Below are 22,570 nucleotides of genomic sequence, written 5' to 3' on the forward strand. Positions count from 1 at the left end.
CAAGACTCCAGGCGGACCATTTCGATGATCTGATGGACCGCCTTCTCCTTGAATTCGGCGGAATATTTTCTGGGCATAGTGCCAATCCTTCCTTAGCAGAGGTAGGAACCAAACCCAGGACGCTTCACTCAGGCGCTACCAGATACTCACCACACCGCTACCATTTCAGTCTTCTGAACAGGTCGTACACCACAACCGTAATTTTGGATACGGCGCGGTGGAAGTGACCGTGCCCAGGGATCGTGCCGGCACGTTTACTCCCCGCATGGTGCCCAAGGGCGCACGCAGGCTCACAGAGCTCGACGACATGATCGTCTCGCTCTACGCCGGCGGGATGACAGTACGCGATATTTGCCATCATCTCACCACCACCCTTGGGGTGGATGTAAGCCCGGATCGACTCAACCCCAGATACCACCAGAACACCAACGCATCAGTACTAGACACGTGGTCTACAGAAAAAGATGAATCGCGCAATGCACCAGTCACCGACACTTGAATCACCTATATATGACCGATGCATGCAGACAAGACCCGGTACAGGGCTGAATAGCACGCGAAGCCACGATGAAAACTGCGCTTCGAGAAAGATGCTTTTAACCTTGGAAACCGGGATCGGGATACTGAAAGTGATTGCTAGTCTAACGTCCCACCAAGACCGTACAAAGCCCTACCCGCACTGCAGAGCCGCCCGCATCTTCTCGTCGACAATCGTTTGCGAATTTCCAAGTTTCACTACGGATCGTGCCACTGAAACCGCATCGTCGTAGGCGGCGGGTGTAGAGAGCGCTCTCAAATCTTCGGCCACGTCTGAGGGGGTGAATCGGAACAGGCCGTGGTCCCCTAAGTTGCTCCAAATCCCGGCGCGCAGGTTTTGCTTGGTCTGAATTCCAACGGTCGCACGAGCACCTGTCCCTAAGCACAACGAGCCAGACGCTAGGGCACGCATGCCTGCCATGCCCGCGGCCACAGATAGGTATGCACGATTCATCATCTTCGGAACTTCACTTGGCTCTACCCAGCCATGCATTACATGCGAAACATTCGGAATTGAGAGGCTCAGTCGCTCGTAGCGCGTATTGAAGTAGTCGCGGAGCGGCCCGTCTCCGCACACGTCAATGATCCATGTGATGTCGGGGTACAGATCCGTAAGCGCCCGTACAGCTTCTTCAACTGAATCAATCTGCGGGACCTTATCCTTCGAAAGTCGAGACGCTGTCACGATATGCCCGACTCCGTTCTCGAGCTTTTCGTCATGGCTGAGCAGAGGAAGCTCAAACACTTCATCTGGTGCAGCATTAGGAAGGCTCGTAACCTTCCATGGCGCTACCCTGCCGAATGTTTGCGTAAAGTGCACGAGTGATGGGCTCGCAGCAACAAACGCGTCCACTTGGTCTGACCACTCGTACATATAGTCGTGATATGCGCCGTGCACCATCACGATATGTTCTTTTTGCGCGATTGAGTTCGCAACTAGCCCGAATTGTCTACCAGCTGGCGCGTGCGAAAAGATAAGGTCGAAGTCGGCCTTCTCACCGATTTCGCGGGCAATCGGCTCCCAATCTCGATGCCAGTTCACAACGCGAAACTTGGCTCCCGTTGCTTCGGCTCGCTCCTTGAATACGACGCCACTTCCGATAAAGGTGACTTCGTGTCCATCTCTGATTAACGCCGACGCCGCATCCACAGTCCATTCGTGCACGCCGCCCCACTCGGCAACGGTTCGAACAGGCATGAGTATCTTACGCTTCGCCATACTTCAGCATCCCTTCCATCGCACTCTTTTCAACAATGCGAGTTCTCACGCCGATAGCCGCGCAAATCTCTATAAGATCTGCGCATTCCTCTCTAGAAAGAGCCCCAACATTTTCGACAATGAGCATCGTAGACTTCCAATCACCGGCGAGTAGAAGGCCGGTGGCAACCAACGCCGTAGTCGTGTTAATACCGGTTTGGTCGACGAACATCCTGTAATTCGACGCAAATTCAACTCTGTCAAGCGAGAACAGTTTTCCCGCCCAGCGTGAGCTATCCCGGCATTGGATAAGCACGTTCCGTCCCTTGCCATCCGGTTGAATTGGAAACGCGCTGTCTCTGTGGTCCGCCAGCAAAAGCTGGGTGTGATTGTCGTGTGTGCTTTCAGCCAGCGGGTCGACAACGAGGTGCGGCGAATACTCTCCGCGCTGGCGCCGGAGTGTCCGATCAAGCTGCAGGCTAGCGCTTGGCGCATTGATCAGCCCACTTCCATCATTGACCCCGAATAATAGGAGCGCTGCCGTTAATGCTTTGAGCGGGTCTACATCAATGAGTGTGAGGTCAACATGAAACTCGCGCGGAAAACTGATGACGTCAGTCACTCCGTCACTAATCTGCGTGAGCGAAAACTTGCCACTGTCTCGATTCTCAAACGCAAAATGCATTCTTACACACCCGCCAATCCAGAGTCGTCGATAGAATCACGGACCACCGCGTCACCAATCTCCTGACCGATCTCCGCAAAAACCGTGGCGGGATCTTCATTCATCAAAAACACCCCGGCGGATGAATCAAGTTCCGACAGTCTATTCAGGGCCTGTATCGAAGCACGCGAAGATTCAAAGCCCAAGAGGTACGCGCTTGCCGACACTCCCAATTCAGCAGATGCGACAATTCGCCGCAGGACCGTAGGTTCGCATGCTGCAAGATGGCTTTCAAAGTGCGGACCCGCGTCATTCGAGGTAGCAACTACGAAATGGGTCCGTCCGTTCTGCTTTGAGATATGATCGGCGGCGTCGCGCAGACGCGTCAACATGAGATGCTGAACTCGTTGCCCAATCTCAAGTTCGAGGACTTTTTCATCCTCAACGACATGCTCATGATCTTCAAACCCTGCACGAGGTCCAGTGCTTCGCACCTCAAAATTTGTAACTCCGGCTTTCCGCAACGCGACCAAATCTGCCTGACGCACATCTTTGATAGTGCCTTCCTCAAAGATGAGGCGTCCGCTCAGCAGATCGCGGTCCGTCACGATGGAGGAAACACGCTCCGGCATGTCTGCCGCTCGAGACTTTGTCACGGAATTGCCTTTAAAGACCAACTCTCGGCGAACCAAATGGTCTGGGAGGTAGCCAGCAAATTCTTGATTGAGGGCACCGGATCCCTTCACCTTGGGGTATGCGGAAGCTGAGCCTTTCTCCGACATCTTTTCCAGACCAGATTTCACGGTAAGGAATCGGTTGGCCAGCTTAGATAGCGTGTGCCCGGCTTTTTGGTTATCTGTGTCCTGCGCAGTGATCTGCAAATCGTGCACTCGCCGCAGATACATAAATTGCTGCACGTGGTGCCACCGAACGCCCGCATTTGCCATACGGGCTGCAAGTTCGTGGTCAACAGACGAAGTCAAACGCTCGTCGTATTTGAATTGCTGCACCAATCGTGTAGGCACCGTCCACGTACTGTGCCCAGGTCCAGAGCCGTTAAACGCGATCAGATTTGCGTCAAAGCCGACTCGAGTGAGGAAGCCCTTTAGCTCGCCAGTTTCGTCATCGAAGTTGATCCAGCTTCCGTACGTCGCGTCAATTTGATCGCTCAGTGGCTTGATGCCTTCGAGCAGTCGATCCGGCAGCATGATGTCATCGTCGTCATGCACCGCGGTAAGCAGACACGTCGAGTGACTTGCCGCGGTGTTACGCGCCGCCGCGACGCCTTGGCTCTCCGAGTGCGCATAGAATCTGATCCGAGGGTCGTTCAGCGCTTCAATTGACTTCCGGGTGCCTTCCTGGTCTTCGGAACCATCATCGACCACGATGATTTCAAATTCCTGGAAGCTCTGATAACGAACCGAATTAATGCTTTCGATCAGCATGTTGCCGCGGTCTTTCGAAGCAATAGCGACTGAGACGAGTGGCTCTCGCAGGACCGGGTCGACAGACCATGCGTTCAAATTTCTATACAAAGTGTGCGTGGCAATGGCGGCTTTTTTAAAGTCCGTTTCCGATCCCGTCTCACTATGGAAGTCGGTTTGCCCGATGAGAGCGTTGTACCCTGCCAACTTCTGATCGACCGGCAAACTAGCGCGACGCTGCCGCAGCAAGAGATCGTAGCCGAGTGCACCGAAGACGTCGTCACTTTCGTCGTACCCACGCATCTCAAGAAAGTGCTTCTTTGTGATCAGGAACGCCAGACCAACTTCTTCGTCAGGGACGGGTATTTCAAAAACCGATGCCTTTTCGTCTGCGACACCCGCGACACCAGCGACACCATCCGAAATGGTTCGCTGAATTTGCCGAATAGAACGGGCATCATCCAGCTCATGCCAAGCTCGTTGCTCGTCCGCTCGGAACGCTAACCAAAATGGCTTTTCAAGCAGCAAGAGGGTATCCGTTTTCGCAGATGCTGCGGCCTGATTCAGCAGTTGAGCGGCATTGTCTGCTTCACTAGAAACGATGACCTCAAAAAAGTCGTCTGCAAGCGAAAACATTCTTGAATACTCCGAGGCCGACCCATCCTTTACGGCGATCCGACACTCTGAAACATGCTCAATCGAACGGAGATGCTCGATGTATGGGCTCCACAGGCGCTGATCAGCCGGGAGCGCTTGCAAGATCACTGAAACGCTCATTTCGCCCTAATCCTTCCAGTCCAGATGAAATTCGTATCTGTGTCTGCTGCCACTGCAAAAAGTTGACTTTGCACCGCACGAGCTTTGGCACCGTCCCGCGACTTCCACGGTAGAACGTCCACTTCGACCGATTTTGCCGGTCTGATCAATCTGATTGGTTTGATGACGCTCTGCCCGACCCCCGCGTCGGAAGAATGGAGATACCTGAAGTACGCGCCAAGTTTGTTTGAGTAGCTTGCGTCCAAGTCGCTGTCGCCGAGCAGGTCGCCGGCGTGACTAAAGAAGCGAAAAGTAGCAACAAAGTCCCGATGCTCGAATGGTGCCGGCCCGCCTAAAACAAGTCGGAATTCTGTGAATTCGCTCGGGAATACAACCCTCCGTAAGTGCCCTGACAAAATCTCGGTATCCCTCTAGTCAACAACTTCATTTAGCTGCGCCAACGACGCAATTCTGGCAACTTTGCGGATATTCTATAACATTATCCAGCCTATCGTTTGTGAATACATCACATTAGTGACGTCGCCCATAGCATCGAATACTTGTGGCCCCATCCCACGGCTGAAGAAGCACCGACGCCTCGACACCAAACGGATCTTTTCATACTAAAGCTGGCACAGGTGGTAGAACGGAATCATATACCGCCGTTGAGCCGTGTTCACAAGGGCACGCTGCAGCCGCCTAAGTCCACAAGCGAAAGAATGTTTGGAGCTCTTAAATGACGACTAGGCCCATCAAGAAGATGGACTTTAATCGCTTTGCATCAGTAGAGGATTTCCGCGCTTTGTGGCGGCCCGATCTTGAAGGCCCGATTCGCATCGACGATGAGCTACCCATTCTGCTGGATTGGCAAAACAATCAATCTGCATCCACAATCATTTGTTTCAGCGCCGCCTCACAAAAGATCCGCGAGCTTCCTTTTTGGACTGGGCGAAGTCTCGTAGCAGACCTTGACGCAAATGTTCTCTTAGTGTCCGATCCCTCCCTATCGATGGATCGCACGCTTAATCTAGGGTGGTACGCGGGAAGCAAAAAGCAGCCAGATCTCATTACGACGCTCGCTGAAATCTTCAAAACCATTGTTCGCAACACCACGCCAATTTTCTTCGGAGCATCCGCGGGCGGCTGGGCGGCTCTAACTTACGCGGCAGAATTTAAGAATGCGATTGCCGTCCCGATCAACCCTCAGGTTGATATATCTCGCTACATTTATTTCCCTTATTACACCAGAAAGGCCTGGGCTTCAGAACCCGAATCGGTAGAACTTCCATTCGAGGGGAATGCTGCCAACAGATACACCAGCGATAGCACAACGACAGTCGTTTATATCCAGAACAAGGGCGACGCTCACCACTATGAGGATCACTTTCAGCCCTTCCAACAACAACTCGGGAATTCAAAGCATCTCATAGCGCTAACGCCGAACTTGGGGCAAGGTCACATAGCGCCAGACAAGAAGTCGCTCCAGATCGTCCTCCAAATTGTGACGACATCGACAAACTTCGACGCGTTGTCAACCTCACTCGACAAAGTACAGCTGCGTTCCAGCGGAGTAGACAAAGAAGCAAAGGCTGAGGAGCTCCAGGCTCAAGAAAGGTCGTTGGATAAGCGCTACCCAGTGCTCTCTACGCAATCGATCCCCCTTTTACCTTCTACTGAGACTTTAACTATCGAGGTCGATTCCCCTCACCACCTCGAACCAAAAGCATTGCTGTTCGAAGTGGCGTTTAGCGGAGTCGAACTCTCGCGATCATCAGCCAAGGCCCTCGGGCTTAGCTGGTCCCCCGCATTCCACGCACCGTTTCAGTATTCCCCTGCAGTTTCAGGAAGCGGGTGGACTGGAGGAAACGAGATCAACATCCCCGCGGGCGCGAAAACGGTCACGGTGACCACGCGCGAGTGGAATAGATCGGCGCAGTATGATTTGGCGAAAGTTAGCACCCGACTGTCATTTCACACGACCCCAACAGTTCACGACCAGACCACCTAGTTGTTAGCGCGGAGGTGTCGTCTACCGCCCCACGGTGACTACGAGGCGACGATTTGGTAGTCCAGCTGTTTCCGCTTCTCTTCACCATTCGTAGTCATCGTCGAGAGAATCCGGATGTTCCAGGTCCCGGGTTTGAACCTGCCGACGAGTTTAAAGTTGCCGTCAGTCTCGTCTGCAGTAACTTCCTGGACTGTGCGGTAGATCCCCGTTTTACCGGTAACACTCATTGAAACCGTGGCGCCCGCGTTGCTAGTTCCAGTGAACGAAACCGTGCCGGCACGTACCTTGGTGCCATTGAGTGGCTTCAGCATGTACAAGAAGGGCTCCGCTGGATCAAAAATCTTCGAGTTAGTCTTGATAATCTCGCGCTTGAGCCGTTGCATTTCTGCTTTGAGACTATCCAGTTGCCACCGCTCTCCCTGCGCGCGTCGCCACGTGAGGCCCACCGTCTTCGGCAACGACTTTTGTTTCTCCACCCACGCCTCAAGGGGTGCTACCTTGAGTCCAAACCGATCTACGTCATGAGAATTCAGCTCACGCCACTTCTCCACCCGGGACACTCGCTTCTCATAAGAACCGTCACCTTGTTTATGGTACGTATACAAGAATTGACCGGACTTTGACGTCACATCAAGTGACCTGAAGCCAAGGGCCTCAGCGGACTGCAGCCACTTCACGTGGTTGCGGAACATGATCCGGTCCAATTCCGCGCGTGTTCCGTAGAATACCGTGTTACATGGGTGGGACGGATACGAGAGCTCACCAATAGCACGATCAGGTGCGTTAAACGCGAATCCTCTGGAAAGCGAAATGACGGCAGGCTTCTCGGGATCTTCGAGCGCAAGAGCTAACGCGTTCTCGAAGAAGTCGGAACTCACAGCATCGTCGTCGTCGATGCGCATCGCAAGGCAACGCTGCTCTGGAGCGGCGACAGACTTCACTGCATTAAACATTCCCTCACGCACGAATGCAGGGTTGTCAACGAAACTGAACCGCACAAACCTACACCCAGATTCTTGGACCATCTCTTGAAGCGCTGCGTACACATTGTTGGGCACCGCAGAGTCAAGGAGGATGTGCCAGGTAAAATCGAGGTCTCCGAAGCGAGTGAGACTTGGGAAAGTAATCGCTTTCAATAGCTCAAGTCTGGACTCCCACCACTTCTGGTCGTAAATGCCGATGCCACAGCGTGTAACAGCGACGATAGGTACTGAGCTCAAAGACATGAATTCCCTTTACGTTGTTGATCAATCGCTCTATCAGGCAAACGCACGTCCTACGCGCCTACATGATTCCATCGTACTGACTCTAACCATGCTCGGATGAGTATGGACTTTTCATTCCACCCCTTCCCCCATTTGCGGGGAAGACCATTGCGAGTTAGGCAAACGACTCACGCTGCGGATCAACCAATTCTCAGCCCCCGGAAGCGAACCATGCCTTGGTGATATATTCGACGTACCGATGCAAACATCTAACACTGAATCAATCTAGCGAACGGGGCCACCTTGACCACACCACGCCAAGAACCCGAGGCTTTGGCAATAGCCGACAGGGCAAATAGGAAAATTGGTGAATTAGCAAGGGAGCTTAGCGACGTCTATGCTCTTTTGACCGACGAACTCGATCGTGATGGGAAACTCCTCACAGGTATCGAGAAAAGGGATAGTGCAATTGCCAAACACAAGTCCCGGATCAAAGAACTCGAATCGAAAGTGCACAGACTCGAGGCGCACATCGAAAAGCTCGAAGCAACCAAGGCAATTCGATACCAAAAAAAGTACTGGTCGGTCCGCAAGAAGATTTCTGGAAAGTAAGATGCGTAAATCTGCAATCACTAATCGCCGTAAGCAACTCGAGCAGCTCAAAGCTGACGCAGCCGCTGGAAAGGCACGGGCAGACCACCTTGTCGAGCTGACGTCAGCCGATCTCTACAAGCAATATCTGCTTGGCCAAATCAAACTCCTCGAGCCCATTCGCTCCCGCGAAGACTACTTAGCGCAATACGAACAGTTCCGGGATAAGCCTGCTGCGCAGATTCAACAATTGATTGAAGAATCGAAGAGCTTGCCGCACAGCAATGGTCAAAAGTGGAACACGCGACGCAAGACCAAAATCGGCATTATTGCGGACGAATTTCTGTTTAATTCGTTAGAGTGCGCTGCAGATTTCTACCCTCTCACTCCTGACAATTTTAGATCTCAGATTCCTAATCTGGACCTTGTCCTCATCGTTTCCGCGTGGCGTGGCCTTGAAGAAGAATGGCTCGGACTCGCTCAACCCTCCTGGGAGACTCGGCGCATTGCCGAAGAAGAACTGATCCCGTTCGCAAAACAACACGATCTTCCCGTCATTTTCTATTCCAAGGAGGATCCACCGAATTACGCAAACTTCTTGGGGCTTGCGCGGCTGGCAGACCACGTCTTCACCTCTGCAGAAGAAATGATTCCGAAGTACAAGAACGATCTCGGCGATGACGCCAAGGTGTCCGCGATTCGGTTCGGTGTCAACTACCAGTACCACAATCCCCTGGGGTCTGCGCGCCACATTGGCAGAGAAGTCTTGTTCGCCGGCTCGTGGCTCAATCATAAGTACTCCCAACGGCGGGCCGCAGCGGAAAAGATTTTTGATGGCGTCGTCGCCTCTGACGAGCAGTTCGTAATTCTCGACCGAAATTTGGAGCTTGACCCAGAGGCCTTCAGCAATTTGGAGCGGTATAATTTCCCTGACCGCTTCGTGCCCCATCTTCACGCGCCTCTCGATCACCGGGAGCTTCAAGAGATTCAAAGGCTCCTGCCGCTAGCAATAAACCTCAACTCTGTGGTTGCAAGTCAGACTATGTTCGCTAACCGAGTCGTTGAACTACAGGCTATGGGAACCTTGCTTCTCTCCAACTACAGCGCCGGGGTAAACACGCACTACCCGAACGTCACGATGCTTGACTCAAAAGTTGACACCGAGCAGTTCTTGCGCACGTTGTCCGATGACTACATCAAGTACTGCCAAGTCGAGGGAATTCGCTCTGTATTTTTGGGCGACACAGCATTCGAACGCGTGGATGCAATTTTGGATGCTGCAGGTATTGAGGCACCGGTAGATAGCCACCGTGTATACGTGGTGGCAAACTCTCGCGAATCATTTGAGGAATTTGAGCGTTCGCAGGCGACTGATATTCCACTCACGTTCGTCCCCTCCGACGAGGTGGATTCACTTCGAGGGACGGCGGACGGAGATCTGGTCATTTTCCCGGACAGGATCAACCTCGATAGCCCCGACATCGTCAGCGACGCAGTATGTGCATACCGTTATTCTGCTCCATCCAGGTTGTACATTGATGGATTTGACTCTGACCTCCCTGCCTACGAGTGGTTTGATTCCGAGGATCTACCGCCACACGCACTATGGCTCGACCACGGTAGCACTCCAACCGATGCTGGAAAACTTTCATTGCGAATCCGGACAAGTGGACGCACCAAGGCGGACCAGATTCCGGCAGCGGAAAATCCTGACATCTCCGTTATCGTGCCCGTCTACAACAACGGGAAGCACCTCCTGCACAAGTGTATGCAGTCCCTCAGGCGAAGCTCTATCTATCCCAAGTCAGAGATTCTTCTCGTCGACGACGGGTCTACAGATGTGAAAACAAAGGCGATCCTGCGGCTGCTCGATTCGGTTCATGAAAACGTCAAAGTCTATAGCTTCCCTGAAGGCGGTTCTGGAAGCGCTTCCCGCCCCAGAAACAAAGGATTGGAACTCGTCCGGACGCCTTGGGTCACCTATCTTGATCCCGATAATGAACAAGTAAACGACGCATATTCCACGCTTCTCGGAATGATCGAAGGCGACGAAGACGCAAACTTTGCAATAGGAAACATGGTTCGCTTCAAAGACAAGCGAAGCACGTTTAACAACGCGCGTTTTTTGAAAAATGCAATCGCAAAGACAGGGCAGCTTAACGGGAAGAACAACGAGCTACTCCAAGCGCTCAACTTCAAACCTATGAGTATTCAGGCCCTCGTGGCCGATACCGATTGGCTGCGTTCTCTTGGAATCGAACAGCCGCTAGGCGCCGTCGGGCAAGACTCTTACTTCTTCCAGCAAATGTTGTACTACGCGGACAAGATCCTCATCTCTAGGTTGCCTGCGCATATCTACTACGCCGATGTCGCAAATTCGACTGTAAACTCCATCTCGCCGAACTACTACCGTAAGTATCTGCCTCTTGAAAAATCACGTGCAGCATGGCTCAAAGAAGTCGGACTCCTTGAGAGCTATCAAGCGACCCGGTTCAATCAATTCCTGGAGCACTGGTACGTCAAGAAGCTCGAAAATGTTGCACCCGCAGATTTGAATGAATGCCTGACCCTTATCCGAGAGATTATTGAGATCTATGGGATGAGCGAGGCGACGAACCCTGAAACTGCCCGAATTATGCAGGCAGCCGAGGAGCTTTGCGCACAGTGACCCCTGGAATCCCGAGTCGCCACATAGGAGCCCAGTTCACGGGAAGTAGCAATATTGCCGAGAGTTTTTAGCAACATCGAAGAGTTCGACTTGACTGAAATCCAATCTGATGCACAGACGGATTTTTTGCTGGTCGAACCCTCACCCATAGCGTTTCGATGGATCCCAAAAGGGAGTGGTCGTACCGTAGTTTGTCTGGTAAACCAACTTCAAAACTCAGACCTGCCAGCCGCCCTTGCATCGGACAGAATCGATGCCAATGTTCTTCTCTGTGGCGTCGCTACCCCGCTGGGCGAGCTAATGTCAAGAGAGATTCACCATTCTGAGCTCCTCGACGCGTGCTTCCGCACCATTTTTAAAGTCTGTGGCACGCAGCGATGTATCATCGTCGCCGAAGGCGATGCCGCGTCCAGCGCGACTGTGCTAGGGGGTGCGCTCCCCCAGGCAACTACGGTTCTGTTCACGCCATGTCTCTCGTCGGTTCCCGATAGAGCTGAATTCACTGGAGGTCAACGTCGTGACATCGATACACCTCCAAGAGTTCTTTCAATTTGGGACACCAACTCTGAGCGGGACTTGCTGTCGGAACGATTCGTCGAGTCTCTGCCGCTGAATGTCGACGCACATACGGCAGTTTTGGATTGCACCGAAGGGATCACGCGGGCTACCCAAGTGGAGTTCGTAAGACTCGCTATCGAATTCCCCGATTGGAACGAGGTATGTTCTGAAGTAGATCATTATGCTGAATCCCTTGGCTCAATCCTAGGGCCAAAGGATAAAGAATTTCCCGTACGAACCGTTGAGCTAGATCTTCTCAACAGGAATTACGCCTTTTCAGTCAGCATGGTGTCCTATGTCGATTTGGACGCAAAAGATCTTGCGGTGGTCGTCGACTTTAGCGGCTGGACCGATCCCCCTATACATGAGTTCAGCCCGTTTCTCCACTGGTCGCCAGGACTGCACAGACACTTCTACTATTTGGATGCTACCCGGGCGAACGAGCAACAAGAAATACTCTCGTTTTCGGGAAAGGCTCCATGTGGCCGAATCGCCGTTTCGGTATTGAGGTGGGACATCGAAGCGTCGAAATCTTGCAGTTTAGACCTCGAATTAACACTCACCACGGCGAATTAATGCTCTCTCGAGTCAAGTAGCCTTAGCGCCTTTGCATACACCTCCTTTTGCTTACGGTCCTCAAAAGGCAGGCTAAGCATGGCCTCAAAAATTCTTCTGCTGTTGAATGGGAGCGCGACGTCGATAGCTAGTTCATACTCGGAGTAGCCTCCGGCCGCCCACCCGCTCAACCGACTTTCCCAGTAGAACAGATCGTAGAAGTCTAGCTCGGAGCAATCCACTTTATCGAGTTCCGTATAGGAGATGTATCGGTCGAACTCTTCGATAAGCGACGCGTTTGTAGACATCTTGGACTGCGTATACTTTTCAGCCAGTGCGCTTCCGCTCAAGTCTGCGTCGCGCTGCCGATAAAAAGCAGTTCCGATTTCAGGACCGATCCCCAAAAACAAGACTCCGTCACTCCTGAGCTCATTGGCAAATAGGCAAGCCAGTGCAGGAAACCTTGACCATCCTCGAAACGATTCGCGATACGCGTCAAGGAATCCTCGCTCGTTCGAGGCAGGAACCAAATCTAGAATTAGGTGTGGGAGCCCAAGCGCTAATGCGCGCTTGTTGGCACCCAACAAGTCCAAATATGAATGCCTGGGATTCGTTTTGAATTTATGGTACGTGATTGCAATGGTTCGCGCGGCTCTAAAGTCCCGTAACGCAGACCTCAGCATGACATACGAGTCAGCTCCCGCTGTAAGCGCCAGATACGGTTCACCGCCCCGCTTCAGCGCAGCCCTCGTCATTGCTGAGGATTCGTCGATCATGACGCGCGCTGCCTCGCCCGGCGTCAACTTGGGTAGTCGATGACCTGGTGCAGGATAGAAGCGACGATGGGTAGCCTTACCATTGAAAAACTCAAGACAACAGTTGGCGAACACCATATTGATCGCATCATGTGGGCAGACCGTTCCCGGCAGCCACTTTCCGGCTGGGCTGTCGTAGTCTGGGTGGGTCAAAAACCATCGTGCTCTTTCACTCGACACTTCGCCTGCCACTGTTGCAACAAGTGTGGCGTGCGAACCTACTACAAGCACCCCGTCCTTCGAATACCAAAATGCGGAACGGCTCGCCGTCGCATCCACATGCACGCGAGCATCTGACTTACGAGCCACAAAGACAACGTATCTTCCGCCCTGCCAGCACACTTCGTCATCAATCGCCGAGAGATCCCGTCCCTCGAGCTTCCTGAGCAGCACCTGGTCAAGAGGCCCCTGCTCGTTGTCGCCTGAGCTGCTGACGGGCTCCCCCACGACTAAGACGACCGAGTCACCCTTCATTGAATACCGGTGTGGAAGCAGGGGATCAATGAAAGCCTTCCAGTTCCCCATTTCGACTAACTTCCACCCATGCGGGGCATCGACCTCTAGGTCGCTTGAGCAAATAAGATAGCCGCGAGAAAAAGCTCGAACTTTGTTGCGTTCATCAGCAGCCCTTTCAAGCGGCGAGACAAGGGCCTGGCGTGTACGCTTGCTGCCTTTCGCAACCAGCTTTCGACTTAATGCAGCAGCCTTTCTTGCTGCAGCAGTGATGGAAGCTGCTTTCCTTACGCTGTCTCTCACGGTAACTACCCTTTTTTCGTCTAACCGCGGGTTGACATCGAAACAACCGCGTTGTTGATTCGTGTATACAATCCCTTTTCATAGTGAAAGGGCGCGCTTCCCCATTTATGGTTCGGATCTGCGACTGTGTCGTGAATGCGGAGCACCTTGAACCCGAGGGTCTCGAGGCGCTGATAATAGCGCTTATAAAGGTCATTAAAGTCTGCGGCAGATAGACCGGCTGTCCGTCCTGTCTTCTTGCCATTAAGGTCTTTTTCAGCCCAATCTGGAGCTAGGACGAGAAATCGCTCCTGGAGCCCGAGCTCTCGAACAATGTTGGAATACATGGCAGCACTGCCCGCCCATCGGGCAAAATGCTCGTCGCTACCGAACGGTATGTGGCGAGCCGATTTGAAAAACTGCTGATTCTGATTCGCTTTCCTCAGCTCAGCCGAGTTGGTGACCACACTGCCGTCACCAAATTCATACACACCGGAACGCTCCACTACAAGGTCCCACAAGACAATATCGCAATGTCGTATCCGACGAAGTTCGCCGATGAGATTACCGCGGACATCAAACTCGGCCATCCGTCGTTGAAAGTTACCGGGGATCTCAAGCGCTGAGATATTTGCAGCAGCATCGCTACCCGCAGACAATAGAGAGTGCCGAGCAATGTACCGGATCAGTCGATACGTCTCTGGCTCCGCGAACTCCACGCTGTCTCTGCTTACGCAGCCTCCGTGGATGAACACCCGAATCGGGTGGCCGACCTTATAGCTCGCTTTAGCAGAATCTTGCATGCTAAGCAGCATACCAAGAGGGGAATTCGGACTACGGCAACCAAAGCTGAAGAGCCAAGCTTATGCGCGTGAGTAGCGGGAAAGTAAGATAGACCGGGCAATATAGAAAGAAGCGAGGTACACCGTGAGCAGACATCGTAAAGATGCGGCGAACACCTACACTGTCCCTGTATCGCAAGTCAGACAGAAGGCGTCGAAGGAACTCGACCCTGACGCAACTGTAGTTTCACGTGCCAATCTGACGACGGTCGCTGCTCGCCCGCCGATCGCTCAATACCTCGGGGAATTATGGGAGCGCCGACACTTCATTGTGTTCGATGCGCGCAGCAGAGCTTTCAAATCCTCCCGAAACATGATTCTCGGGCGTGCATGGCTCATTATTCAGCCACTCCTCGACATCATGATCTACGCTCTGATATTCGGAATCGTTTTGAAGACGTCTCGAGGAATCGATAACTTCCTGGGGTATCTCACTATTGGCGTTGTGTTCTTCAAGTTCTTCTCTTCCGGAATTAGTTCTGGTAGCAACCTGATCCAGTCCTCGAGGGGTTTGATTTCTTCCTTTTCATTTCCGAAGGCTGCGCTTCCGATCGCCACAACGATCCGGCAATTTATTGACAACCTTATTCCCGCGATCGTTGCAGTAATTCTGGCGTTCCTATTCCAGTTTCCATCGGGCCCGTCGTGGCACGTAGTCCTCATTGTGCCCCTATATGTGCTCCTGCATATCATGATCTTGGGGTGTGAGTTTATCGTTGCGCGGGCTACCGCCTTCATCCCAGATCTGAGGGCCATCGTCGGTGTGCTCACACGCGCTTTGTTCTTCACCTCTGGTGTGTTCTTTTCTATCGACCGTTTCGATTCCAGTCCTACTGCAGCAGCCATCATGAATAACAATCCAGGATATATTTTCCTGCAGGCGTGCCGCGACGTCACTATTTACAACACTCTGCCGTCGCTGAGCATTTGGGTACACCTGCTTTGCTGGACTCTTGGACTCACCATTTTTGGATTCATCTACTTCTGGTTCGCGGAGGAAAGGTACGCAGGTGTCCAATAAAACCACCGTTGTAGCAAGAGGTCTTGGGAAGAGCTACTACATCGCGAAAAACGGTAACTACCAAAGCCTCTTTCGAAGCCGCATGCAGGAAGTAAAGGCGCTTCAGTCAGCATCGTTCATTGCCAGCGCGGGTGAATCTGTCGGCATTTTGGGAAAGAATGGCTCCGGGAAGTCAACGCTTATCCGCCTGATCGCAGGTACGGAATCTCCCTCACGCGGTGAAGTATTCGTCAAGGCTAAACCAACGCTGCTCGGCGTTTCTGCTGCGCTTCAGCGCGAAATGTCCGGCAGAGACAACGTACGTCTTGGACTGCTGGCCATGGGACTATCGCCCGAAGAAGTCGCGGAGAAAAGTCCAGAAGTGATTGAATGGGCTGAGCTTACCGACGCAATCGACCGTCCGCTAAAGACATACTCTTCGGGCATGACTGCTCGACTGAAGTTCTCGATTGCGACTTCCGTAAAACGCGAGATTTTGTTGGTTGATGAGGCGCTATCTACGGGAGACAGCACCTTCACCGCAAAGGCGAAGGACCGAATGAAAGAGTTTCTCGATACCGCAGGCACTGTCTTTTTGGTCTCTCATGGTGCGACGACGATTCAAGAGCACTGTACAAGAGCCATCTGGCTTCATGAAGGAGAGATGATTGCTGACGGTCCTGCCGAGCAAATCACAAAGTCTTACCGCGTATGGGGCAATCGAAGAGCCACGGGCAAAGACGATGAAGCTGCGAAAATCATCGAGCAGATGAAAGGCCGGTTCCGCGAACCTACGATCGTTTTTGAGGATGAGCTGCCGCCGAAAATGTCTGGCTAGGCTAAGGCTTAGAATTCTACAGATCGCCGGAAGTCTTCAAATTGGACAACGGTCCCGTTTGCGAGAAATTCGAGGTCTCCGCTCTCCCACGTGTGCGAGTTCCCGTGTCGCACCTGGACGAAATTGAATCGATCACTTGAATAGATCCGCTTTCCTGCTCGTACGAGACGGTTCAAGAGATCTGAGTCCTCTCCCCTCGTTTTGGAAGCAAAGGGAAATTCCTCGAACGTTTCCCGCGGACCGAAGAGGGTGGGCCCCGCAACAAATTCAGTCCACCGGTGTTCTTTTTCCGGGCTCCTCAGTACTTTGGCCCCTGACTCCACAAGGTCGACGTACACCGCTTGCTTCCCGATGAGGTCGGCACCTGAAAATCGGTGTGCTTGTACCAAGTCGAAGAGGTAGTGTTCACCGTAAAAGTCGTCGTCATCCATTTTCGAAATGTACGGCGACGAAGAGATGGCTACGAGCTCATTTAGGCACTCCCCGAGCGTTAAAGATTCATCGGCCGAGCGAATCTTCAGCACATCGATGTCGTGTTCAGATGCAAGTTGATGAAGTTCGGCTTCACCGAGATCAAATCCGTGTTGCATCAGACATAGCTCAACTTCAACGCCGCGCTGCCGACCCACCTGGTTGAATAGATGACCGAGCTGGTCAGGACGGTTCGTCGACGCGATGACGGAAACGCGAGGGGGTTTTTGGAGTTCCGTCGATGTGCCTAAGGCAACTTCCACAACACGAGCCGCACGGTGCGCATACGTATGCTGGCCCCAAATTTTGCGCTGTCCCCGGTGAATTTGCCGATCTCGGAGGAGCTTTGAATTAAGGACTGATCGAAGAAGGAGTTCCGCTTCGCGTTGTGCCTCCACGACAAACAGTTCATTTGGATCGAAAAAATGTCGAATCGCGGGACTCGAGGTGCTCACCACCAATGCCCCTGCTGCGGTTAATTCAAAGACACGGCGCGCACACATAGATTCGCTGTTCACGACCGAATTTACGTTGAGGAAGACTTTGAACTTTCGATACGCTCGAAGCATCTTATCGTAAGGTAACGAACCAACGACATAGCCATCGAGCGGGGCTGGGAATTGGTACTTCTTCTCTCCACCCACATAGCGGGAGAAGATTACAAACTTATCTCGGTCATTTTTCGATACATTAGCCGCTGCCCCCAGTAACAAATCCATCTGCTCGCGCCGCTCCGGGAACTTATGGGCAAAGTACATTCCCCCGAACGCTATCTCGCCATCACGCACCGTTGAGCTCCGACGGATTGGGTTATGCAGTGACGCAGACGCTGCGAATGGTAGTAGGTGAACCGACGTTGCGTTCGTCCGCTGCTTATAGTCCTCGATCCGTTCGGAGGCAGTGGTAAAGATATGGTCAAAAAGTGCGGCCGTGTCGATAAATTCTTCGAAGTGAGTCGGGTCTTCCTTATTCCAAAATACTGTCGGGATCCCCTGGGCTTGAAACGCTGAGACGAGCGCAACCAGATCTTTAGATGGCGCGGACTGGCCCGTGAGTTGATATTGCCACTCACCGCTGTTTCCATTCCAGGCGGATTCGACAAATAGCAAGTCAAAATGAGAAATGCTTTGATCTCCTGCTGCAATCTGTTCCGCCGTCGCCTTGGTGATGAGCGTCAGGTCAAACTCCTCCGACCACACGGTTGCAGAAAACTCATCGAATACCCCTGCCACTTTTACGTTTGGAAATGATTTCTGTCGATATGTTGGCGGAAGCGGATTGAGAGCAATCTTGCTGCCACCTACCGCAGAATTGAGAAATTCTTTCCGCACGCTTCTGCTGATCTTCAAGACAGTATTCTTGAGACCTTTGTTTTGGAAGTTTTTCCGTGTTCTTTGGAGGTTAGTTGTGGTGAAGATCCGAGTCACTTTTCGATCCATCCTTGAAATATTCTTCTGCCGTCACTTTTCGCGCTTTAGCTCATTAGCAAGTTGTTGCGTACTCGAACTCCATGTTCTGCTTTTCAACCAGCGCGAAAACTCCATAGAGCTAGGTGGCCCAGAATCGAGAGCGTTTGCAACCGCCCTTTCGAAAGATTCTAAGTCTTCAGGTGCATAGTAGTGCGCCCACCCGCCTGTTGCCTCTTCTACGGCAGGCAAGCGAGAGGCGACGACGGGTACACGTTGATTCAAAGCTTCCGTCGCTTTGATGGGGGTTACTCGCTTCGTTACATCGATTGCCTTTCGCGTCAACGCGAAGACGTCGAAACTCCGATACCAATTCTGGATTGAAGAGGGATCTTGTGTGCCTACGAATCGCACGCGAGACTCTATCCCTAGCTGTTTTGCCCTGTTTTCCAGAGACCTCCGGGAAGTCCCGTCGCCAACTACGACAACGAGACATCGACTGTTGGATTTTGCAGCGTAATCAATGAGGAGATCAACGCCCTCGTAGTCAACCAAGCTGCTCACGGTCCCGATTACAAAGTCGTAGTCGTCGTCGATCCCAAGCTGCTTTCGTACCTCTACCTTGTCTGCCAGATCTTGGTCATCAGTTACGTGTCCAATGGAATTTGGAATGACGAACAGGTTCTCCGCCGCAATTCCGTCACTAAGAAGACGCCGCTGTGCGATGCTGCTCAATACAATGCACAGTGCGGCACTAGCCTCGGCCATTCGTTCCATTCTTGACGCGTAAACATAGTACGGGGCTGCCTTTTTCGTCGCGCTCTCAGCGGAAGACCATGCACTTAACCAAGTATTTTCACGTTCGCCGCGAATCTCGTACCCCCAGGGAATTTGCAATTGGAAAGCCGCATGAGAGGTAACCACCGCGTTCTTGTAGTCCGTAGTGGTGAGAAGAAATTGCGCGCCGTGCTTGCGTGCAGCCGAAACAAGCAGCTCGACTTCCTTCTCGGTTGCTCTACGAGCATTTCTCGGATAGAGCTTTGGGAGTAGGCGTCGATAGGCGACTCCCCCAGTGACGAAGCTTTCTTCAGAAAGGATTCCCTTACCAATGACAAGCGGGTAGCCGAGCCGAGTGACTACCTCCACCTCTAGTCCGTTTTCCAATAGACCTTTGGCCACTCCATGGGTGCGCACCGAGTAGCCGGAAACGGTCTGCGGAAATGAATTTGTCACGTAGTAAGAAATCCTCGTGATCCTGGAATCCTGCCAGCCACAACTCGGAATGATGTCGTGCGTGCTCCGATAGCGCTTTGGCTCCGATGCGCTATTTAAGCATGACGGAAAGTGCACGAAACGGGCTAGTGAAAACCGCTGAAAAATCTTCTTCAGGAATGCGGGAAGGTTTGTCGTCGATTCCACGAAAACGACAGATCCGAGGAGCAGGGCTCTCTTTATCGGCTTGGAACAGTTGCTACGTCTCATCGCTGGTGCGCTTCTTACTTACTGCGCTCAGAAGTTGAATTAACGCAGCCGGCGCCTCTTTTTCGCGTACAGATGCGACCCACTGGCTCGCTCGCATATTCATTTCGAGTCGCTCAGGCGAACGCGCGAGTTGCTCCCAAAGCGCCGCCAATGCTTCTGGGTCCTCAGGCGGGACAACATCTCCTGCCTGCTGGTCTCGGATAAGCTGAGCTGTTTCGCCATCGATGACTCCCGAAATGTGGAGGCCAACTTCCATGAGCTCATAGGTCTTTGAAGGCACCGCCCTCTTCAGTCCGTCCCAGTCCGTGAGATGCACAAGAGCGGTGTCTGCCCACGCGTAATCGTCATCAAGCGCATCAGCCGGCTTTCTAACGGCAAACTCGGCGTCGACGCCAAGCGAATCGGCGAGCTTTGAAACCGAGTCCCGAGCTGCGCCTGCACCAATAAACCGAAGCCGTATATCGATTCCATTGTCCTTCGCAATGGCTGCAGCCTTCACAGCGTTTTGCAGGTGCTGAGCTCGACCAAGTGTTCCTGCGTAAATGACTCTCAGTGTCCCGCTATCGCGGGGATCAGGAGTCGAACGGCGGAACTTAGTCTCAGGTGGAAAGACGTTGCGGATAGTCGCTATCCGCAGCGAGCCCTTGTTGAGCCCGTATCGAGTACGAAGTTCCTCTTCGAGTGCGCTCGACGTGACAATGATTCCATCCGCTTCCCGAAGTACCTTCCGCAAAATGGCTTCCGTGAATCGAACGAGCAGCTGGAGTGGCCCCTTCGAGAGAATCTTTTCCCGCAGTGATCGGCGCCCAGTACTTTCGTTCCAAGAATCCGCTTCCGACAGCAAATCTGGCCATGCGTCGCGTAAATCAATGACGTAGGGAATGCGCAAGGCAGAGGCAACGAGCGCGGTTATAGGAGCTACCGGCAATGCAGGAACCGTGCCGACAATGACATCGGGAAGCTCACGGTCCCCATGCTTGAAACGGCGCAGTACCTCGAGGCCGATTCCGCCAGCAACCACTGCCTGGTTGACAGCACGCGACGTCAGCGAGTGACTCGACGGGAAATATGCACTGCGGAAAATAGTTTCGCCATTGGCCCCAGTCTCAATGGCCGTTGCTTTCCTCGTCCGGCTATTGCGAATCCATTCACGAAGGGATTCTTCGCGCATATAGTGCGACGGTGGAGCCACGACGTCAACGTCTACGTTTTCGCGGGCCAAGATTTCGGTGAACCAAGCCCAGCGCCTCTGCGGGACGCCGTTTTCAGGCCGCCAGTACTGCGAAAGAACGAGTATCTTCACCGATTCTACCTATTTATCAAAACCGCGAGCTTGGCGGATGGACAGCATTTCTCTATGTCTTCACCGCATTACACACATTACCCAGCCAGGGCCAGGAAAGAAAACAGCCGCCGACTGGGTAGTGCGCGTCAATACAAGGCGTGTGCCTCGTGTAGGGGCGGGAGGACTAGACGCTCCAGACGCCCTTCGTATCAATGACCGTCTTCGATCCAAGCTTTGAGGTATCGAACGCCAGGATCTCCTTGTGGTTGACCAGCAACAGGACAATATCTGCAGCCTCTACCGCGTCGTCGAGGTCCTGCTTCTGGATGTTCGAAAGCTCCGCGAGCGACTCGGGCAGTTCATCCACGTTCGGTTCAACGACTCGAATATCTGCCTTCGGGTTCTCCTCGGCCAGCTGGCGCACGATATTCAGTGAGGGCGATTCACGCAGATCATCAATGTCGTTCTTGAAGGCGATCCCCAATGCAGCAACTACAGGGGATTCCAGGCCCTCCATCGCGTCGACGACCTTGTTGATAACCCATTGTGGCTTGCCGTCATTCACATCGCGAGCCATCTTCACGATCTTTGCTTCTTCTGGTGTGGCAGACACGATGAACCACGGATCGACCGCGATGCAGTGTCCGCCCACGCCCGGGCCCGGTTGGAGAATATTCACACGCGGGTGGTGGTTGGCGAGCTCGATCAGTTCCCACACGTCGATGCCGAGGCGATCGCAAATAAGGGAGAGCTCGTTTGCAAACGCGATATTGACGTCACGGAACGAGTTCTCAGTGAGCTTTGCCATTTCTGCGGTTGTAGCATCGGTCGTCAGCAGTTCCGCAGTACAGAACGTCGAATAGAGGTCTCGAGCAAGCTCGGTCGCGCGAGGCGTGAGTCCACCGACGACGCGGTCGTTGTTCTCCATCTCCTCCATGATCTGTCCCGGCAATACGCGTTCCGGGCAGTGGGCGACAAAGATTGCATTTTCCTCATCGTCACCAACCGCGAGGTCCGGACGCTTTTCCAGAATGTAGTCAGCCATGGCACGCGTGGTCCCCGGAGGCGAAGTCGACTCGAGCACTACGAGAGCACCAGGTCGCAGGTGGGGCGCCATCGCATCAACCGCCGAGTTGATGAATTTGGTGTCAACCTCGTGATTCTCACCCTTAAACGGAGTGGGAACGCAAACGATGTACGCGTCTGCTTCGATTTGATCAAAGCGAGCGGTCAACAGACCACGGTTGACAACGTCCTTCAACATCTCGTCGAACCCGGGCTCTACGAACGGAACTTCGCCCTTGTTGATGGTCTCAACAAACGCGGGGTTCACGTCAACACCGGTAACTTTAATCCCCTTTGACGCAATGAATGCTGCAGTCGGAAGACCGATGTACCCCAATCCGACGACGCAGACGTCATTGAACTGTTGTTGCGCGTTAGTCATGTTTGGAAGAATCCCTTTCGTTGACAACTAATAGCTACCTAGCTTGCAGTACTGCCGGTATTAGACCTCAAGTGTTAAAGATACA

The 22,570-nt window shown here is 52.9% G+C and carries 16 protein-coding genes and 1 pseudogene; 7 read left to right on the forward strand and 10 right to left on the reverse strand.

All coding sequences use genetic code 11. From position 1 onward, the window contains the following. Nucleotides 1-211: 211 nt before the first annotated feature. Nucleotides 212-406, forward strand: a pseudogene (locus EAW56_RS03515) (transposase); the annotation flags it as partial. Between the two features lie 264 nt (nt 407-670). Here the strand turns inward: EAW56_RS03515 and EAW56_RS03520 are convergent. From EAW56_RS03520 to EAW56_RS03530, 3 genes are all read right to left on the reverse strand, one after another. Further along, on the reverse strand, nt 671-1,756 hold the full coding sequence (locus tag EAW56_RS03520; RefSeq protein WP_122085104.1) for a glycosyltransferase: 1,086 nt from the start codon (nt 1,754-1,756) through the stop codon (nt 671-673). Then, nucleotides 1,743-2,357 carry a hypothetical protein gene (locus EAW56_RS03525; protein WP_147453245.1) on the reverse strand — a complete coding sequence of 205 codons (615 nt, stop codon included), beginning with the start codon at nt 2,355-2,357 and terminating at the stop codon, nt 1,743-1,745. The genes EAW56_RS03520 and EAW56_RS03525 overlap by 14 nt, the downstream gene beginning before the upstream one ends. 65 nt (nt 2,358-2,422) lie before the next feature. Continuing rightward, complete coding sequence (locus EAW56_RS03530; protein ID WP_122085108.1) at nt 2,423-4,600, reverse strand: glycosyltransferase family 2 protein; 2,178 nt, start codon at nt 4,598-4,600, stop codon at nt 2,423-2,425. 715 nt (nt 4,601-5,315) lie between these two features. Here EAW56_RS03530 and EAW56_RS03535 point away from each other — a divergent pair. Next, nucleotides 5,316-6,587: a hypothetical protein gene (locus EAW56_RS03535; RefSeq protein ID WP_122085111.1), complete on the forward strand. Its 1,272-nt coding sequence runs from the start codon at nt 5,316-5,318 to the stop codon at nt 6,585-6,587. Between the two features lie 38 nt (nt 6,588-6,625). On the opposite strand, the gene EAW56_RS03540 is transcribed toward EAW56_RS03535, so the two are convergent. Further along, nucleotides 6,626-7,813: a glycosyltransferase gene (locus EAW56_RS03540; RefSeq protein WP_095275536.1), complete on the reverse strand. Its 1,188-nt coding sequence runs from the start codon at nt 7,811-7,813 to the stop codon at nt 6,626-6,628. A 282-nt stretch (nt 7,814-8,095) separates the two neighbouring features. Here EAW56_RS03540 and EAW56_RS12655 point away from each other — a divergent pair, with 282 nt between their 5' ends. The 3 genes from EAW56_RS12655 to EAW56_RS12520 all read left to right on the forward strand — a co-directional run bounded on the left by EAW56_RS12655 (nt 8,096) and on the right by EAW56_RS12520 (nt 12,185). After that, nucleotides 8,096-8,404, forward strand: coding sequence for a hypothetical protein (locus tag EAW56_RS12655; protein ID WP_167457383.1), 309 nt, complete (start codon nt 8,096-8,098; stop codon nt 8,402-8,404). 1 nt (nt 8,405) lies between these two features. Then, nucleotides 8,406-11,051, forward strand: coding sequence for a glycosyltransferase family 2 protein (locus EAW56_RS03545; RefSeq protein ID WP_167457384.1), 2,646 nt, complete (start codon nt 8,406-8,408; stop codon nt 11,049-11,051). 90 nt (nt 11,052-11,141) lie between these two features. After that, the gene (locus EAW56_RS12520) at nt 11,142-12,185 is read left to right on the forward strand and encodes a hypothetical protein (RefSeq protein WP_133065198.1); all 1,044 of its coding nucleotides are present in this window, start codon (nt 11,142-11,144) and stop codon (nt 12,183-12,185) included. Here the strand turns inward: EAW56_RS12520 and EAW56_RS12525 are convergent. Continuing rightward, a complete protein-coding gene (locus tag EAW56_RS12525) occupies nt 12,182-13,735 on the reverse strand; it encodes a hypothetical protein (RefSeq protein ID WP_147453247.1) in 1,554 nt (517 codons plus the stop codon). The genes EAW56_RS12520 and EAW56_RS12525 overlap by 4 nt on opposite strands. A gap of 20 nt (nt 13,736-13,755) precedes the next feature. Next, nucleotides 13,756-14,517 carry a DUF6270 domain-containing protein gene (locus EAW56_RS12530; RefSeq protein WP_147453248.1) on the reverse strand — a complete coding sequence of 254 codons (762 nt, stop codon included), beginning with the start codon at nt 14,515-14,517 and terminating at the stop codon, nt 13,756-13,758. A 124-nt stretch (nt 14,518-14,641) separates the two neighbouring features. Between EAW56_RS12530 and EAW56_RS03560 the strand changes: the two genes are divergently transcribed. Beyond that, a complete protein-coding gene (locus EAW56_RS03560; RefSeq protein WP_122085116.1) occupies nt 14,642-15,577 on the forward strand; it encodes an ABC transporter permease in 936 nt (311 codons plus the stop codon). Then, the gene (locus EAW56_RS03565; RefSeq protein ID WP_244213340.1) at nt 15,567-16,394 is read left to right on the forward strand and encodes an ABC transporter ATP-binding protein; all 828 of its coding nucleotides are present in this window, start codon (nt 15,567-15,569) and stop codon (nt 16,392-16,394) included. Before EAW56_RS03560 ends, EAW56_RS03565 begins: the two co-directional genes overlap by 11 nt. 8 nt (nt 16,395-16,402) lie before the next feature. Here EAW56_RS03565 and EAW56_RS03570 read toward each other — a convergent pair whose 3' ends face one another. From EAW56_RS03570 to wecC, 4 genes are all read right to left on the reverse strand, one after another. Next, nucleotides 16,403-18,214 (reverse strand): glycosyltransferase family protein, encoded by a 1,812-nt coding sequence (locus tag EAW56_RS03570; protein WP_244213341.1) that lies wholly within the window; start codon nt 18,212-18,214, stop codon nt 16,403-16,405. A 111-nt stretch (nt 18,215-18,325) separates the two neighbouring features. Further along, a complete protein-coding gene (locus tag EAW56_RS03575) occupies nt 18,326-19,690 on the reverse strand; it encodes a glycosyltransferase family 4 protein (RefSeq protein ID WP_167457385.1) in 1,365 nt (454 codons plus the stop codon). A gap of 52 nt (nt 19,691-19,742) precedes the next feature. Beyond that, on the reverse strand, nt 19,743-21,056 hold the full coding sequence (locus tag EAW56_RS03580; protein ID WP_122085121.1) for a glycosyltransferase family 4 protein: 1,314 nt from the start codon (nt 21,054-21,056) through the stop codon (nt 19,743-19,745). 166 nt (nt 21,057-21,222) lie between these two features. Continuing rightward, nucleotides 21,223-22,485 (reverse strand): UDP-N-acetyl-D-mannosamine dehydrogenase, encoded by a 1,263-nt coding sequence (gene wecC / locus EAW56_RS03585; protein WP_122085123.1) that lies wholly within the window; start codon nt 22,483-22,485, stop codon nt 21,223-21,225. Between the last annotated feature and the right edge of the window lie 85 nt (nt 22,486-22,570).

Origin of the sequence: Corynebacterium gottingense (genome assembly GCF_003693265.1) — a bacterium.
Lineage (GTDB): Bacteria > Actinomycetota > Actinomycetes > Mycobacteriales > Mycobacteriaceae > Corynebacterium > Corynebacterium gottingense.

Bases quoted from the DNA above. Each gene is read 5' to 3' on its own strand.
- EAW56_RS03520 (WP_122085104.1), bottom strand. From the start codon at position 1,756: ATGGCGAAGCGTAAGATACTCATGCCTGTTCGAACCGTTGCCGAGTGG.
- EAW56_RS03530 (WP_122085108.1), bottom strand. From the start codon at position 4,600: ATGAGCGTTTCAGTGATCTTGCAAGCGCTCCCGGCTGATCAGCGCCTG.
- EAW56_RS03535 (WP_122085111.1), top strand. From the start codon at position 5,316: ATGACGACTAGGCCCATCAAGAAGATGGACTTTAATCGCTTTGCATCA.
- EAW56_RS03540 (WP_095275536.1), bottom strand. From the start codon at position 7,813: ATGTCTTTGAGCTCAGTACCTATCGTCGCTGTTACACGCTGTGGCATC.
- EAW56_RS03545 (WP_167457384.1), top strand. From the start codon at position 8,406: ATGCGTAAATCTGCAATCACTAATCGCCGTAAGCAACTCGAGCAGCTC.
- EAW56_RS12530 (WP_147453248.1), bottom strand. From the start codon at position 14,517: ATGCAAGATTCTGCTAAAGCGAGCTATAAGGTCGGCCACCCGATTCGG.
- wecC (WP_122085123.1), bottom strand. From the start codon at position 22,485: ATGACTAACGCGCAACAACAGTTCAATGACGTCTGCGTCGTCGGATTG.